This window comes from Corynebacterium sp. HMSC068G04 (genome assembly GCF_001814885.1).
Classification (GTDB): domain Bacteria; phylum Actinomycetota; class Actinomycetes; order Mycobacteriales; family Mycobacteriaceae; genus Corynebacterium; species Corynebacterium hiratae.
The window spans coordinates 40,559-55,641 of sequence record NZ_KV818301.1; the positions used below are offsets into that span (position 1 = coordinate 40,559).

Below are 15,083 nucleotides of genomic sequence, written 5' to 3' on the forward strand. Positions count from 1 at the left end.
CCCAGATAGCGAACATCGACGGGCGCTACGTAGCCGAGCCCGACGCGGGTCGACTGCTTTTAAGTTTCGATAACTTGTTTATCGACGGCTGGAGCATGTTCCACATTTTCCGTGAGTGGAAGCAGGCCTACGACCACGGCGTAGACAGTCTCGATCCGGCAATCCCCTATTCATTTAAAGACTATGTCGAAGCCACGATTGAACTGTCACACAGCGACATCCATAAGCGTGACCAAGCCTATTGGGAATCGGCAGTGGATACTATTTATCCTGCACCGCAGTTGCCGGTGACCGACACAAACGGCGCTAATACCTCGCAGTTTTGCCGCCACCACGCCCTGGTGGACGCTGCGAAGTGGCGCCGGATTAAGCAACGGGTACGTGAGGAGGGGATGACCGAAGCCGTATTCCTAGCCGAGGTATACGCCGAAGTCCTAGCGAGGTACAGCGATGAGCCGCGACTTAGCATCAACCTGACCCGGTTCGACCGCACTCGGTTCGCCCCCGAGGTTGACCACATAGTTGGCGACTTCACCAGCCTATCTATTCTCAGCGTGGATACCCAGTGTGCACCATCGTTCCGGGACCGCGCTGCAGCGCTACACAGGCGCATGTTCAGCAATCTCGATCACGGCAGTGTCTCCGGCGTGTCGGTGCAGCGAATGCTTACTAAGCAACGCGGTGCTCGGGTAACCATGCCGGTGGTCTTCACGTGTGGCCTGGGCGTCGTGGAGCACCCCGAGTCAGATCAGAGTCCTTACCTGGGCGTAATCGATCATGGCCTATCGCAGACGCCACAGGTATGGATGGACCTCCAGGTCTATGAACACGATGGTGGCCTGATGCTGAATATGGACGCGGTCGAGGCGATCTTCCCCGACGACATGGTGGCGGAGCTTTTCACCAGCCTTACAGCCACTCTCTCGCACCTCGCAGAGTCCCCTGAACTCTGGAACGCGCCCACCAGTACCATAGCTCCGACGACCAACGCGCCCACCGCAGATCGAATCAACGACACAGACCGGGAACTCCCCGGAGCGGATAAGAGCCTACTGGGGCTGTATCAGAAGGGACTTGCCGAGCATGGTGACAACCTCGCGGTGATAGACGCCACCACGCAATGGACATACGAGCAACTCAATGAGCAGTCGGATAAGTGGGCCCAGCTTATTGCTGCAACTGACCCGGCGCCTGGTGATCTCGTTGGCATCATGATGGAAAAGTCCGCACAACAGATCGCAGCGGTACTAGGCGCAATGAAGGCCGGATGCGCCTACTTGCCGCTGAGCGTGGACCAACCGGTGGGGCGTAACACTTCCATCATCAACGATGCGGGTGCATCCATTGTTGCGATGGACCATCCGGACGATGATTTCGCTGCGTTAGCCGAGCACTGCACAGTCATCACTCTGGCCGATGTCGCCCGGCATCGGCCAGGTGACCAGGCCTTAAGCGAATCGAGTCCGACACCCAGCTCGCTTGCGTACGTCATCTACACGTCTGGTACGACGGGCACTCCCAAAGGAGTAGCCATCACCCACGAGTCGGCGGTCAATACGATTGTCGATGTCAACGAACGCCTCGGGGTGACTCCGACCGACCGGATATTGGGGATTTCAGAGCTAAACTTCGATCTATCGGTATACGACATCTTCGGGATGTTCGCGCGGGGTGCTACCTTGGTGTTGCCATCTCCAGCAGACAAACGTGATCCGCAGTGCTGGGCAGATGCCGTAACTACGCACTCGGTGACGCTGTGGAACTCTGTGCCAGCACTTTTTTCGATGTACGTGGAACACCTCCGCGAACGGAGCCTCATTGGTTCCTCCGTACGGTCGGCACTACTCAGCGGAGATTGGATACCTGTAAATATCGCTTACCAGGTCAGCACCCTCTTCCGGGACTGCACAGTTTTCGCTGCTGGGGGTGCTACCGAGGCATCGATATGGTCAAACTGGTACGAGGTAGGCGTCGATGATGCCTCGCGTACCAGCATTCCCTATGGAACGCCGCTGGCAAATCAGCGAATGTACATCCTCGATGAGGCCCTGAACCCCCGACCCACGCATGTGCCGGGAGACCTTTACATTGCCGGACGTGGCCTGGCCATGGGGTACTGGAAGGACCCAGAGAAGACCGCAGCATCATTCATCACCCACCCCCGCACCGGCGAACGAATGTACCGCACGGGCGACAAGGCCCTCTACAATCACCTTGGTCACATCATCTTCCTGGGGCGCGAGGACGGTCAGGCTAAGGTCAACGGCTACCGCATCGAACTCGGTGAGATCGAGTCAACAGCACGAGAATTCAACGAACTCCGCGATTGCGTCGCTGTCAACGACCATGGCATTGTTCTCTACGTTGTTACGCATGAGGGCTTTAACATGGCAGCACTCGATAACCACCTCGCCGAGTCTCTCCCTGCCTATATGCGTCCACGCGTGATATCACGCATTGATGGGCTACCACGGTCTTGGAACGGCAAGATTGATCGCAAGAGTTTAGAAGGAAAAACCTTTGAACAACCACAAACAAGGGAACGCTCTCGTAATCACCGAGATTCGGGTATCATTACCGTCTTGCAAGAACTCCTCGGGCCCAAGGAGATCAGCATCGACGATGACTTCTTCACCATCGGTGCCGACTCGCTCACGGCCGTGCGGCTTACTAACTCGATTCGTCGAGAAATGTCAGTAGAGATCTCCATACGTGACGTATTCAACCATCCAACGGTCCGAGAATTGTCCGACCTGATCGCCGACATCGTCGGCAGCGACGTAGAAGAAGGCGAAATTTAGAGTTCATGCCACACCTGTTTCACTCACCTGACAAGCCACTTGCCCCCAACCCAGTGCTACGCACAAGCAGCCTAATCTGAAAGGAAACATCATGCCCAGTACTCCCCACACCACCCCGAAAGATGCAAAAGCAGGACGGCTGAACATCACCGACCTGATGAACATCGGCATCTTCTTCGTCATCAACTTGGTAGCCGGCGTGGTCATCGCCTTCATCGGCATCACCCCCATCACCTACGTGATGATCACCAGCGTTCAGGCCCTCATCCTGGGCATCCCGATGATGCTGTTCTTGGCCAAGGTGCACAAGCCCGGCATGGTCTTCATATTCCTTCTTCTCAGCGGCCTCGCCAGCCTGCTGCTTGGTTTAGGCATATGGCCACTGCTGCTCAGCTTGGTCATGGCCGTGTTTGCCGAGTTAATTTTGCGCGCCGGCAAGTATACGAGCGCAATACACAGTGTGATCGCCTATGCCTTTATAGCAGTGTCACCCACCGCATCATATATTCCGCTTTTCTTCACCACTCGGCGCTACATAGAGAGCAGCGGCATGCAGACCAAATATGGTGCTAGTTTCGCGGATGGCCTCACCTCTATTGGCCAGATGACTTGGCTATTCCTCATCATTGTGATAGTAACCTTCGTCTGCGGGATCCTCGGCGGGATCCTCGGCCGGCGCATCTTCACCAAGCACTTCCAGCGAGCAGGAATCGCCTGATGTCGCCCACTTTGCCCGGATCAGGCACGCACACAGCGGGACTCCATCTGGACCCACGCACCACGGTGCTGGTCATCCTCGTGGTGTCCTCGGTGCTCATCTCACCGGCCGGGTCCAGTGGGGCGCTGGGCAGCACCGCCCGGTGGATGCTCATTGCCGTTCCCGGGGCACTTTTCCTCGCCTCCGGCATGGTGGCCGCTGCACTGCGATACGCACTCACCTTCGCGGTGCTCGCCGGCTTTCCTGCGGTGGTGGTACAGGCCCTGCCCGAGCGCCACATCATCGTGGACGTGTGCGCTACGTGGTTCGCAGGGCTTTCGCTCATCCTCCCTGGCATCACGTGCTGCTGGTACCTACTACGCACCGTCTCGGCCAGCGAATTCATGGCCGCGATGCAGCGCATGCGGAGCCCCGACGCCCTGACCATCCCCACGTCCATCATGTTCCGGTTCTTCCCGACGATTCTCGAGGAATACCGCGATATCCGCACCGCCATGCAGATGCGTGGCATCTCGGGCCTGCGCAACCCGATCGCTATGCTCGAATACCGCTTTGTGCCACTGTTGGCGTCCGTTGTGAGCATCGGCAACGAGCTGGCTATGTCTGCAGTGACCCGCGGATTGGGCTCGCCTCGCCGACGAACCACGCTGTGCGAGATAGGCTTCCGCGTAGGCGACGCAATAGTCATAAGCGTGCTCGTCGTGTCCCTGATCCTACTACTGGTAAATATAGTGATGCTGCCGTGATAAAGCTGCACGATGTGTCACTATCCTATGGTCAAAACACAGCGGAGCCGGTGCTGCACCACGTAAATCTCACCGTGGCGAAGGGCGAACTAGTTCTAGTGTGTGGCGAATCAGGCTGCGGTAAGTCCAGCCTGCTACGCCTGATAAACGGCGTGGCGCACACGTTCTGCGACGCCCAGATTTCGGGGGAGGTGCTGCTGGACGACGAAGACATCACTCATGCCCACCCACACGACATCGCCGAACGCGTAGGCTCAGTGTTCCAAAACCCCAAGTCGCAATTTTTCACGCTGGAAGTAGCCAGCGAACTCGCCTTTGGCTGCGAAAACCTCGGCGTGGCGCCCAACGAGATTCGACAGCGTATTGGGGAACTTTCCGCAGATTTCGGCATGGTTCATCTCCTCGACCGGCACCTGTTCACACTTTCCGGCGGCCAGAAACAAAAAATAGCATGCGCTTCAGTGGCCGCGATGCACCCACAGGTACTACTACTAGACGAACCATCATCAAATCTCGACCTCGCCGCCGTCGATGAGCTGCGCCGCATCGTCGCGCAGTGGAAGACACAGGGCCGCACCGTCCTGATCGCTGAGCATCGGCTTTCCTACCTAGTTGACATCGTGGACCGAGTGCTGGTTATGCAGGACGGGCAGATCGCTCATGATCTCAGCGGCTCGGAGTTTCGCACCCTAGACAAGGCCGAACTGTACCGCATGGGCTTGCGCTCAGCGCAGCAGGTCCCCGAGGTGACCCGCGAGCCACGCCCTTCAAGTGGCACGATGGTGCTCAAAAAGCTACAGTTCACCTACCCCAAGGCTACAGAGCCATCCCTGAGCATCAGCCACACGGAGTTGCCGCAAGGACAAGTCATCGGCGTGGTAGGACGCAACGGGGCCGGAAAATCTACCTTTGTGCGCGTTCTGACTGGCCTGGAATCTAAGGCCACCGGCGTGGTGGACATCAATAACCGCTCGCTCTCGGGTCCCCGGCAGCGCCTGCGCCAGTCCTATTTAGTAATGCAGGACGTAAACCACCAGCTTTTCGGGGAGAGCGTGGAGTCCGACGTAATCATCGGCACCAGTGGACCGGCTGGGAAAAACGAAGCGCGCCTTACCGAGGTGCTTGGTGCACTTGATCTCGCGGACAAGCGGGCCCGGCACCCGATGTCGCTTTCGGGCGGCGAACGCCAGCGCGTGGCCATCGCCTCAGCAGTCCTAAGTGAGCGCGAGGTAATCGTCTTCGATGAACCCACCAGCGGGCTGGACCTGTGCCGCATGCACCGGGTGGCCCACCTGCTAGACGCCCTAGCCCGGCAGGGCAAGACCGTTTTGGTAGTAACCCATGACATGGAGCTGGTGGCGCGGTGCTGCGATCTTCTCCTGCGCGTGGAAAAAGGCCGCCTTACCGCCTGCGAACCGTGCGATGATCTCGCACTGGCGCGCACGGTGCGGTATCTACGCGGCCGCGACAGCTAGTCCCTACAGCTTCCAGCTGGTGGCGTCGCTCTTTTCACCCCAGAAGCTGCGGTAGCGTGGGGAACTCTCCATGAGTTCCTCGTGGTTGCCGATAGACTCCACGGTGCCGGAGGGACTCATCATCACAATCTGGTCCGCGTCGCGGATGGTGTGCAGCCGGTGCGCAATGACGACGATGGTGCGCTCGGCAGAAAGCGTTTTCATACCGCGCATCACAAGGTGCTCATTCTGCACGTCTAGAGAGCTAGTCGCCTCATCAAGCAGCACGATCCGCGCGTCCTTCAGTAGCGCACGAGCGATGGAGACACGCTGACGCTCACCACCGGAGAGATTCTGCCCGCCCTCGCTAATCAGGGTGTCAAACCCCTGCGGCAGCTGCCGGGCAATCTCGGTGACACCGGCCAACTCCGCTGCGCGGAGCACCTCCTCCCGCGTTGCATTGTGGCAGCCCAGGCGGATGTTTTCATACAGTGTGTCCTCGAAGAGGTACACGTATTGGAACACCATAGCCAGCGAATCCAACACCGCCCGGGAGCCAAGATCGCGAATATCCACACCACCGATACGGATGGTCCCCTGGTCAACGTCATAGAAGCGTGCCGCAAGTTTTAGCAAGGTGCTCTTGCCGCAGCCGCTGGGACCCACCAACGCAGTAGTAGTTCCGGGCGCCACGCGGAAACTCACGTCGCGGACCACTGGGGTGTTGGGTTCGTAGCCAAAGCCCACCCCATCGAACTCGATGCCATAGTCGCGTGGCGCCGCCGGAACCGCAGGCTCCGGCAACACCCGCGCATCGAGGATCTTTTGGATCTCATCTAAGGTATTGCGCGCGGATTCCAAGCCCTCGCCGTAGGGTATGCCCGACATAGCAACGCGAGCCAGGATGAACACCAACACAATGACGCCAATGTAGGTGCCTGCTTCTAGCCAGTGGTTGAGAAGTAGCACGGTGGCCAGGGCATCAATGACCACGGTACCGACCATGATGATTAAAGCCAGACGACCCATGATCATCTCACCTGTCTTCTGGGTGTGCTGCTGGGCGCTAAGCTGCTCTCGAATCGAGGCGCGCACGGCGCGCTCCCCCAGCGAATCCGGCCCAGCCATGCGCAGCACCGGCTGCACCTGGGCGAACTCCAGCACCTCCGCGGCGCCGTGCTCGTTGCGCTCGCCCTTCTGGCGCTCTGCCACGCGGTACTGCCGCATTAGGCGGTTATAGGCGAACCACACCACGGCAGCCACTGCAACGGTAACCAGCCCCAGCCGCCAGTCCACGGCGATGAGAAACACGCAAGCCAAACCGGCCGAGGCAGCACCGTGCAGCATGGGCCGCAGCATCATTGCCGGCGCGTTAGCGGCAAACAGCGCACCGCTGGTGGCTACAACACCGATCTGGCCGGCGCGATCTTCTTCAAAATAGCCCAGGGGTAGCTGTGCCGTGCGATCGGCGATAAGCCGGTGGATGCGCAGCACGTAATCATGCCCCAGGTCCTGGGCAATAACCTCAGTGGGCCAGTCTGCGGCGGCGTAGACGAGGACGGAGATAATGATCCAGGGCAACCATGCTGCGGCCTGCGCGGGATCTTCGCTAAACAGCGTGTCCAAAAACAGTGCAATGAGGATAAGGCCAATGGCCAACGCCACCGCGGAAATCCCAATTAGCGTAAGGACCAGCACCAGACGGCGACGATCAGCCGGACTGCCCAGTGAATAGAGCGTGCGGATCATTATTTTTCCTCCCCTTGGATGCCCGCCTGCGCGGTTTGGTAGCGTGCCCACATCGTGGCGTAGCCCTTGCCTGCCGCCACTAACTCTTCGTGAGTGCCTGCTTCGGTGACCTCACCGTTTTCCAGCATGAGGATCCGGTCAGCGCCGGTGATCGTGTGGAGCCGGTGTGCGATAACTACTAGCGTGCGCCCGGCCACCAGCTCGGTAATGGCCCGCTGGATCGCGGCCTCGGAGTCCGGATCCGCAAAAGCGGTGGCCTCATCCAACACGAGGATCGGCGCGTCGAGCAAGATGGACCGGGCAATAGCCAGCCGCTGCTGCTCGCCACCGGAAAGCTGCGCGTCCTCTCCCACCACCGAGTCGTAGCCGCGCGGCAGATGGGTAATGCGCTCATGAATCTGGGCGGCGCGGGCGGCGCGAACCACGTCTGCGTCGGTGGCCTCCGGGTGAGCGAGGCGAATGTTATCCCGCACGCTCATCCGCATAAGGTAAGGGTCCTGGAAGACGAACCCTACCCTACGGTAGAGCTGGTCAGATCGGAGATCAGTACTAGGGACGCCACCAATGCGCACCGACCCCTCCGTGGGGTCTAATAGCCGGGGGATGAGCGCGGCTAACGTGGACTTCCCCGAGCCGGAAGGTCCCACCACCGCAGTGATGCTGCCGGCGGTAAGTTTTTGGTTAATGCCGGAAAGCACCGGGGTGTCCGGCACGTAGGAGAAGCTTAAATCTTTCAACTCAATTCCGGCGTTTGCAGGCTCCCTGCCGCCAGCAGCGGGCGGCAATACCGGGATGTTGAAGAACTCGGTGAGATCCGCCGCGGCAGCCTTCGCCTCCGAAAACATGATGTTAGTGCGCGAAAGCATAAGCAGAGGCGCGGCGATGTTGTTGATGAACAAAAACGCTGCCAGCACATCGGCCACTGGTACGCCCGCAGACGTGATGAGCCACGGGCTGGCCGCGGCTACCACCAGCAGGCCAAACCCGGTGGAGGTGAAGATCTTCATCAAAGCGGTGGGGTGTACGGTGGCGTGCAACCACTCGCGATAGAACCCACCAAAACTCCGGGAACGACTAAGGAAAATGCTCTCGTCGTAGCCTTCCGGAACAAACACCTTGATAACCGGGATGCCGCGCACCAACTCTACGACGGCGGCGTCTAGCTGCTTCTGGCTGGACTTAAATTTCTCCGCCTTTTCTTGAAACTCGCGCATCATAAACGGCATGGTGGCCACTGCCAACAGCAGTGGTACCAGGCCCAGCAGGCCTATCCGCCAGTCCACCACGAACATGTATCCCAGGCTCAATAGCGGTACGAGTACACCGGCCGAATAATCGTGCGGCGCGTGGGCGATGAGCTGGTGGATCTTGGTGACGTCGTCTTCGATGTAGGTTTTCACAGTCCCCGAAGGTGTCCGCGTAAACCAAGACAGCGGGAGCCTACCCAGCTTGGTAATCTGCTGCTGGCGTAAGTGCTCGCCCAAAAGGCCGTCGGCCTGGTGGCTTACCTGGAGGCTCTTCACGGTTGCCTGTCCATGTAGGACGGTGGCCACCATGAGCGCCGCGACTAGCAGCCACAGCTTTGACGCATCTATCGGCTCTCCCTGGAAGGACAGCATTACGGTGCGCACCAGCTCAACCAGCACGATTACCGGCACCAGCGACAAAACCGCCGCCAGCACCGCCAATAGCAGCGACACCGTGATCTGCCGGTGGGCAGGTTGAGATATTTGCCTAAATGTAATGGGTGGTTTTTGTTCGGTCATCGGGGCCTCTTTACTTAACAGTCACAATCACGCATTGTTCCGCGCTAACCAGGCAGTGTTCCCAGTAATTCCCGCTAGAAAACCGGCAAGCAGGTCGAGGAACTCGGTTCCAGTATCGAGCGGGAAGAAATGCCCACCCGGCAGGACCTTCAGTTCAAAACTACCGCTGGTAAAATTTTCCCACCGGGAAAGCATCTCTGGGCTGACAGCTGGGTCGCTATCCCCCGCCAATGCCAGCACAGGAGAGCGAAGCACCGTGGTTGCATGGTGAAAGCCCTCGTGTAACACATAATCGCGACGAATGTCAGCGAGCAGCAGCTTCATCACATCATCATTGGCAAGGATCTCAGGTGGTGTGCCACCTACCTTCTCAAACTCCCTGCGCAGCGCACCGAACCCCATTGACGAGTGGTATTCCCCAGGCACGGTTTCTCCGGGCGCCTGCCGTGCGGCCACCACCACGGCTTCCGGTATAGTGGGCCGATGCATCTGCTGCAGGCAGGCAGCAACCTGGTAGGCCAGCGCTGCCCCCATGGAGTGGCCGTACAACGCAATCGGCGCGCCCGCCGCCAGATCTACTATCTCGGTTGCGCACATATCGGCGAGCTTGTCAAAGTCGCTTACCCATTTCTCTCGGCGACGGGTTGCCTTTCCGGGAAGCTCCACCGGCACCACGTCAATGCTTGGGTTGACCCCCACCCATCCACGATAGACGGAAGCGCTGCCTCCTGCGTGATGGAAGCAAAACAAGAGGGTTCCAGTGCGATGTCCGGCCACAAACGGAAAGACTCCCTCGCAGCTGATTTCTGTCATTTTTCGCCTTTCGCTAGGTCGGACTGATTAAGCACGATTTCTACTGCTGCGACGGTACCCGGGTCTGTGGCAAGCAACTCGGGCATCCTGCGGGCTGCGGAGTCGTATGCTCCACTTACCAAATTGGCAATTCCGGCGGCCAGGGACTGGGCACTCAGTTCGCCTCGCTGGGCGTCAATATAGTTCGGCCCGGCACCGTTTCGACAAACTGCGTTGGCATGGAAGTGTTGGTCACCACCGAATGCAACCGCAAGGCACGGCTTGCCGGCGCGCAGGATCGCCCCGGTGGTGCCCAGTGAGCCGTGGCAGATGCCTGCACGGCACCACGGAAGCACAGTCGCGAACGGGACCCGGGCGACGGTGAGGATTCCTTCTCTCACACCAGGCTCATGATCGGGATCGACGATTATCGCCCGCAGACCATGCTCGATGCACGCGTCTCGAGTCCATCGTTGAAGGTCATAAACGCGATCTGAGACCATACTCCCAAAGCTTGCCAGAACCGGGGCCGAGCCGGCAGCCACAAACTCCTCGACTGCTGGGTCTAGGGCGAGTTCACTGTGGTGCGGGTCAAGCCACTCGCCAGTGACGTGAATGTGGTTTTTCCATTCCGGCGCCGGCGGACTCAACGCGGGACTGAATTGGTAGATCGTGGTTGGTGGAGAGGAGAGCGCTCGCTGACGCAGCCCCAACCTACGGCGCCATGCCGCTATCACTGGGCGCATCGCCCAAGCCATCAGAGTATTGGACATCCAGTGGGTGACCAGAGCTCCGACAGAGCCGTCCAGTTTTCGCGGATCCACGAGGCTGTAACGGAGGCAGGGTTCGGTAGGGAAAACCTGCACCCGAACGCTGGGGACTCCGCGTGCAGCCCCTAACAACCGAGCAACTTCACTGAATTGGGTGTACATGACCACGTCAACGCCATCCATGGCATGCTCTAACACATCGAAAACGTGGGCGTCAGATATCATCTCACGGATACCTAAGACAGTGTCCATCATGCCTTTACTATCGCCCAAAAGGCGCTTCATTAACGCCCGGTAATCACCGGGTAACTCGATGTAGTCCACCCCGTTTGCACGAAAACTCCCGCCGAATTCGCTAAACCCAGCCAAAACAAACTGGTGGCCACGATCTCGAAGTGCGACACCAAGGTGCGCAAATGGCAGCATATCACCCTCAGAACCCAGGACGACCGCGAGAACTTTCACAGCCGTCTCAATCCGTAATCCAACTAGGCCACTCAGGAACCCAAGACTCCCCCATGAGCTTATCTTCCGGGCCAATATCACGAATGACTCGGCACGGATTACCGGCTGCGAGTACCATGGGCGGAATATCTCTTGTCACAACACTGCCAGCACCAATTACTGCACCATGCCCAATCGTGACACCCGCAGTTACCGTGCAATTGCCACCAAGCCACACATGGTCTTGTATGGTGATCGCACCCCCGGTACACACCATGTATTGCCGCTCTACGGGGTCTAAGGCGTGATTGCCAGCAAAGAAGGAACACCATGGACCAACCATGACCTCATTGCCAAATGTCACCGGGGCCATATCAAGTACCGTCGTTCCTCGATTGAAGGTCACGCCATCTCCGACCTTGATTTTCGAGCCATATTGGACATGAAATGGCAGGAAAACCATTAAGCGCTCCCCCAGTTCACCAAGCAGGTCTGCCATCACTGCCTGCTTCTCCGCTGTTTGAAGTGGACGAAGCTGGTTGAGATCGTGACACTTCTCCGCCGCCTCCATCATCTCGTAATAGAGATCCGGGTCCTCAATAGGGCGGAAGGGCTGACCGCAGAGAATCTTATCTTCGATTTGCTCTCGAGAATCCATGGATACTCCTTTGCGCTTGAGAGGCGCGAGCCACAATACGAATTACGGTCAGCCACGCGGTTTGACCCTGACTAGTCGGAATACCCAGATTCTTAGCTCACACTTGGTAGCTTACAGGCCTTCGACTTAATTGTCAAGCATGCCATGCCTAATTATGGTATGCTCAACTTTGCAGCAACCTGCAGCGTCGCCGCCGATCAGCCGACCTGTGCAGCCCTCTCCTGCGGGGCGCTGTGCACGACCCGGTGCCGCTAGACATACATCATTTTCTAAGGATTAGTTGGCACTACCCCAGGCGCTTGCTCCGTGGACCACAATCCATCGTTCGCGGGCAATAATCGGTTTTCCTTCTGCGGTAGGAGAATCGGTGCGCCGTCTAATAGACCGTTGACGTATATCCAGGGATGAATCATGAAAGAAAACCCCACCACGGCAACCGCTAGCGGTGACCCCAGCGCCACCGCAGTCCCCTCAACCAGCGCCCACGCAAAAGGCCGCGACCTGGTGCTTGATGTCCAAGATCTGCGATGTAGCCTGGGAAAAGTCAAGAAGCGAACGGAAATCCTGCGCGGTGTGACCCTCGCCATTCCGCGCGGGGGCATCCTCGCCGTCCTAGGCGCCAATGGTGCCGGCAAGACAACCTTGGTCAATGTCCTTTCCACGCTGCTGCCCGCCACGGGCGGAACCGCCATCATCGATGGCCACAACTTAGCCACGGATCCTTCCAAGGTGCGCGCTTCCATCGCGCTGACCGGGCAATACGCCGCAGTGGATGAGGAGCTTACCGGCAAGGAAAACCTCATCTTCTTTGGCCGCCTGGCAGGGCTTAAAGCTAGCGATGCGAAGGCCCGCGCCGCGGAACTTCTTGAGCGCTTCGATCTGGTTGGCGCCGCCGACCGCCTGGTTTCGGCATACTCGGGCGGCATGCGCCGGCGGTTAGATATCGCCGCCTCCCTCACTGTCCCGCCCGCGCTGCTGTTCCTCGACGAGCCGACCACGGGCCTCGACCCCGCCGCGCGCAGCTCCGTGTGGGATACCGTCCGCGGGCTGGCGGCCGACGGCACCTCGATCCTGCTTACTACCCAATACCTGGAAGAAGCTGACCAGCTCGCAGACCGCGTCGCCGTGCTCGCCGGAGGCAAGGTGCTCGACGAAGGCACCCCCGCCGAGCTCAAGGACCGCTATGGCACCACGGTGTGCCTCATCACGATGTCTAGCCCGGACGATGCCGCACGCCTCACCCACACCTTGCAAGAACACCGCATCGACTGCCGCCAAGAGGACACCGTATTGCGCGTCGATGCGCCCGATGGCCACCACACCCTAGTCCGGGCGCTGGCCTTGTGGGATGGCGACGACACCTCGGTCGCGGACGTCTCCTTGGTTCCGCCCTCCTTGGACGATGTCTACTTCGCTATCGCCGGGTCCGGCGACATCGCGCAGCAGGCTCCCCACACCGGTGGAGGCTCCCAGTGAACGCGCTCGGAGCAGTCGCTGCCTCGTGGCACCGCAATGTCCTGCGCACCGTCCGCAACAAGGCCGTAATGGTTTCCGCCGTGGCAATACCCAGCCTGTTCATGGTCATCTTTTACGCCACCTTCGCCAAGGCTTCGACGGAACTCGGCATCGATTACGCCGCCTTCCTCCTGCCCGCCGGCGTTATTCAGGCGATTGTGTTCGCCGCCGGGGGCTCCTCCTTGGCGATTACGCGTGACGCCGAAAACGGCATCCACGACCGCATCCGCGCCACCGGGACGCCCGCCTGGGCCACGGTCGTCGGCCGGCTGCTGGCAGATCTCACCCGCGCCGCGTGGTCGTGCAGCATCGTCGTCCTCACCACGATCCTGCTCGGTGCCCGCTACGCTGCCGGACCGGGTCGTATTATCCTTACCATCGCCCTTTTCGCCGCCCTCACCATCATCCTCTCCGCGTTTATCGATGGCTCCTGCCTGTTGGCCCCCAAGCCCACCTCGGCGTCCTTGCTCTTCCAAAACCTCGTGCTGGTCATGGTGATGTTCTCCACCGCATTCGTGCCTGCGGATGCGCTGCCCGGCGGCATTGGCCCCATCATCCGGCACGTACCGCTATCTCCCATCTTGGACACCGCCCGCAACCTACTAGGTGGCGCTGCCCTGGGGGCGCGCGGAGTCGAAGCACTGTGCTGGCTCATCGCCATGACCGTCGTTGGCGTATGGGGCTTTATCACCGCTTTCCAGGGGAGGAAACATGACTAACCACACCACCGCCACCGTGTCGCACGACACCACCTGGCTGTCCACTGTCGCCACGCATTTTGGAAGGCACCTGCGCGCCGCCCGCCGCGATAGCGCGGTAATTACCAATACCGTGGCTGGTCCCGTTTTGATGTTCCTGGTCATGCGGTGGCTGTTTGGCGACCTCATGGCGGCCTCGCAAGGCTCTGCCACGCTCGACGCGTTACCGCTTACCATCGCGCTCATCCTTTCCAGCGAACTGATGAATGGCACCTCCGCCGCCGCGCAGATAATTAAGGAACGCCAACGCGGTATCACCACCCGCATCGCGACCACGCGCTACGGCACCAGCCCGGAGATCTTCGGCCGCTGGTGTTTCGATTCCTTACGCAGCCTTATCTCCGGCTGCGCGGTGCTGCTGGCTTCCGTGGCTTCTGGCCTGCGTATTCACACGCTGGCCGGGTTTGGCTGGGTGCTGTTAGTCATCATCTTCGGCGCGGTGGTGGCCGCCTCGCTATCGGCCATGGTGGGCGCGATGTGCGCCACCCCGGAGGCCGCCATTGGCCCGGCCCCCATCATCATGGCGGCCATGGCACTTAACGGCGGCCTCGTGCCCGTGGAGCAATTCGCTGGTGTGGTTCAACCCATCGCCCGGTGGAATCCGCTTACCTTCGCCGCCCGCGCCGGCGCCGCCATCGACGGCACGCCAAGCGCCGAAATCCTTGCCACCGGCCAGCCCGGCACCGCAGTCTGGGCTTTCGTGGCCTGGATGGTAGCACTCACCGTAGTGCTGCTAGCCGCCGCAGCTGCGTTCCGCCGCCCCACCATGTCGTAAATAGCGCCGGTTAGCGCGACAGTGCTACTTGTCGCGCGGCGGCGTCCCCAGCGGCGCGGTAGCGCTACTTGCCGCGCAGGGCGCGCCGCCGCGATAAAGAGCTGCGAATCTTTACCCGCGGCCGCGCTAAGGCGGGT

At 59.8% G+C, this 15,083-nt stretch carries 12 protein-coding genes; 7 read left to right on the top strand and 5 right to left on the bottom strand.

Features of this window, described 5'->3' with window-relative positions; genetic code table 11:
* The first annotated feature begins 53 nt into the window (after nucleotides 1-53).
* The 4 genes from HMPREF2993_RS03530 to HMPREF2993_RS03545 all read left to right on the top strand — a co-directional run bounded on the left by HMPREF2993_RS03530 (nucleotide 54) and on the right by HMPREF2993_RS03545 (nucleotide 5,740).
* A complete protein-coding gene (locus HMPREF2993_RS03530; RefSeq protein ID WP_256380868.1) occupies nucleotides 54-2,801 on the top strand; it encodes a non-ribosomal peptide synthetase in 2,748 nt (915 codons plus the stop codon).
* 91 nt (nucleotides 2,802-2,892) lie between these two features.
* A complete protein-coding gene (locus HMPREF2993_RS03535) occupies nucleotides 2,893-3,519 on the top strand; it encodes an MptD family putative ECF transporter S component (protein ID WP_014307391.1) in 627 nt (208 codons plus the stop codon).
* Nucleotides 3,519-4,265, top strand: coding sequence for an energy-coupling factor transporter transmembrane component T (locus HMPREF2993_RS03540; protein ID WP_014303365.1), 747 nt, complete (start codon nucleotides 3,519-3,521; stop codon nucleotides 4,263-4,265). Before HMPREF2993_RS03535 ends, HMPREF2993_RS03540 begins: the two co-directional genes overlap by 1 nt.
* Before the next feature lie 14 nt (nucleotides 4,266-4,279).
* Nucleotides 4,280-5,740, top strand: coding sequence for an ABC transporter ATP-binding protein (locus HMPREF2993_RS03545; protein WP_246822337.1), 1,461 nt, complete (start codon nucleotides 4,280-4,282; stop codon nucleotides 5,738-5,740).
* A 3-nt stretch (nucleotides 5,741-5,743) separates the two neighbouring features.
* Here HMPREF2993_RS03545 and HMPREF2993_RS03550 read toward each other — a convergent pair whose 3' ends face one another.
* From HMPREF2993_RS03550 to HMPREF2993_RS03570, 5 genes are read right to left on the bottom strand one after another with little or no spacing between them, the layout of a single operon-like run.
* A complete protein-coding gene (locus HMPREF2993_RS03550; RefSeq protein ID WP_014303363.1) occupies nucleotides 5,744-7,468 on the bottom strand; it encodes an ABC transporter ATP-binding protein in 1,725 nt (574 codons plus the stop codon).
* The gene (locus HMPREF2993_RS03555; RefSeq protein WP_034970331.1) at nucleotides 7,468-9,234 is read right to left on the bottom strand and encodes an ABC transporter ATP-binding protein; all 1,767 of its coding nucleotides are present in this window, start codon (nucleotides 9,232-9,234) and stop codon (nucleotides 7,468-7,470) included. Before HMPREF2993_RS03555 ends, HMPREF2993_RS03550 begins: the two co-directional genes overlap by 1 nt.
* 27 nt (nucleotides 9,235-9,261) lie before the next feature.
* Nucleotides 9,262-10,047 (bottom strand): thioesterase II family protein, encoded by a 786-nt coding sequence (locus HMPREF2993_RS03560; RefSeq protein ID WP_023018093.1) that lies wholly within the window; start codon nucleotides 10,045-10,047, stop codon nucleotides 9,262-9,264.
* The gene (locus tag HMPREF2993_RS03565; RefSeq protein ID WP_070512124.1) at nucleotides 10,044-11,261 is read right to left on the bottom strand and encodes a glycosyltransferase; all 1,218 of its coding nucleotides are present in this window, start codon (nucleotides 11,259-11,261) and stop codon (nucleotides 10,044-10,046) included. Before HMPREF2993_RS03565 ends, HMPREF2993_RS03560 begins: the two co-directional genes overlap by 4 nt.
* 7 nt (nucleotides 11,262-11,268) lie before the next feature.
* Nucleotides 11,269-11,898: a sugar O-acetyltransferase gene (locus HMPREF2993_RS03570; protein WP_014303359.1), complete on the bottom strand. Its 630-nt coding sequence runs from the start codon at nucleotides 11,896-11,898 to the stop codon at nucleotides 11,269-11,271.
* 411 nt (nucleotides 11,899-12,309) lie between these two features.
* On the opposite strand from HMPREF2993_RS03570, the gene HMPREF2993_RS03575 reads away from it, so the two are divergent.
* From HMPREF2993_RS03575 to HMPREF2993_RS03585, 3 genes are read left to right on the top strand one after another with little or no spacing between them, the layout of a single operon-like run.
* The gene (locus tag HMPREF2993_RS03575; protein ID WP_070701030.1) at nucleotides 12,310-13,374 is read left to right on the top strand and encodes an ATP-binding cassette domain-containing protein; all 1,065 of its coding nucleotides are present in this window, start codon (nucleotides 12,310-12,312) and stop codon (nucleotides 13,372-13,374) included.
* Nucleotides 13,371-14,132 carry an ABC transporter permease gene (locus HMPREF2993_RS03580; protein ID WP_014303357.1) on the top strand — a complete coding sequence of 254 codons (762 nt, stop codon included), beginning with the start codon at nucleotides 13,371-13,373 and terminating at the stop codon, nucleotides 14,130-14,132. The genes HMPREF2993_RS03575 and HMPREF2993_RS03580 overlap by 4 nt, the downstream gene beginning before the upstream one ends.
* On the top strand, nucleotides 14,125-14,946 hold the full coding sequence (locus HMPREF2993_RS03585; RefSeq protein ID WP_014303356.1) for an ABC transporter permease: 822 nt from the start codon (nucleotides 14,125-14,127) through the stop codon (nucleotides 14,944-14,946). The genes HMPREF2993_RS03580 and HMPREF2993_RS03585 overlap by 8 nt, the downstream gene beginning before the upstream one ends.
* Nucleotides 14,947-15,083: the final 137 nt, after the last annotated feature.

Bases quoted from the DNA above. Each gene is read 5' to 3' on its own strand.
- HMPREF2993_RS03535 (WP_014307391.1), top strand. From the start codon at position 2,893: ATGCCCAGTACTCCCCACACCACCCCGAAAGATGCAAAAGCAGGACGG.
- HMPREF2993_RS03575 (WP_070701030.1), top strand. From the start codon at position 12,310: ATGAAAGAAAACCCCACCACGGCAACCGCTAGCGGTGACCCCAGCGCC.
- HMPREF2993_RS03560 (WP_023018093.1), bottom strand. From the start codon at position 10,047: ATGACAGAAATCAGCTGCGAGGGAGTCTTTCCGTTTGTGGCCGGACAT.
- HMPREF2993_RS03550 (WP_014303363.1), bottom strand. From the start codon at position 7,468: ATGATCCGCACGCTCTATTCACTGGGCAGTCCGGCTGATCGTCGCCGT.
- HMPREF2993_RS03555 (WP_034970331.1), bottom strand. From the start codon at position 9,234: ATGACCGAACAAAAACCACCCATTACATTTAGGCAAATATCTCAACCT.
- HMPREF2993_RS03570 (WP_014303359.1), bottom strand. From the start codon at position 11,898: ATGGATTCTCGAGAGCAAATCGAAGATAAGATTCTCTGCGGTCAGCCC.
- HMPREF2993_RS03585 (WP_014303356.1), top strand. From the start codon at position 14,125: ATGACTAACCACACCACCGCCACCGTGTCGCACGACACCACCTGGCTG.
- HMPREF2993_RS03540 (WP_014303365.1), top strand. From the start codon at position 3,519: ATGTCGCCCACTTTGCCCGGATCAGGCACGCACACAGCGGGACTCCAT.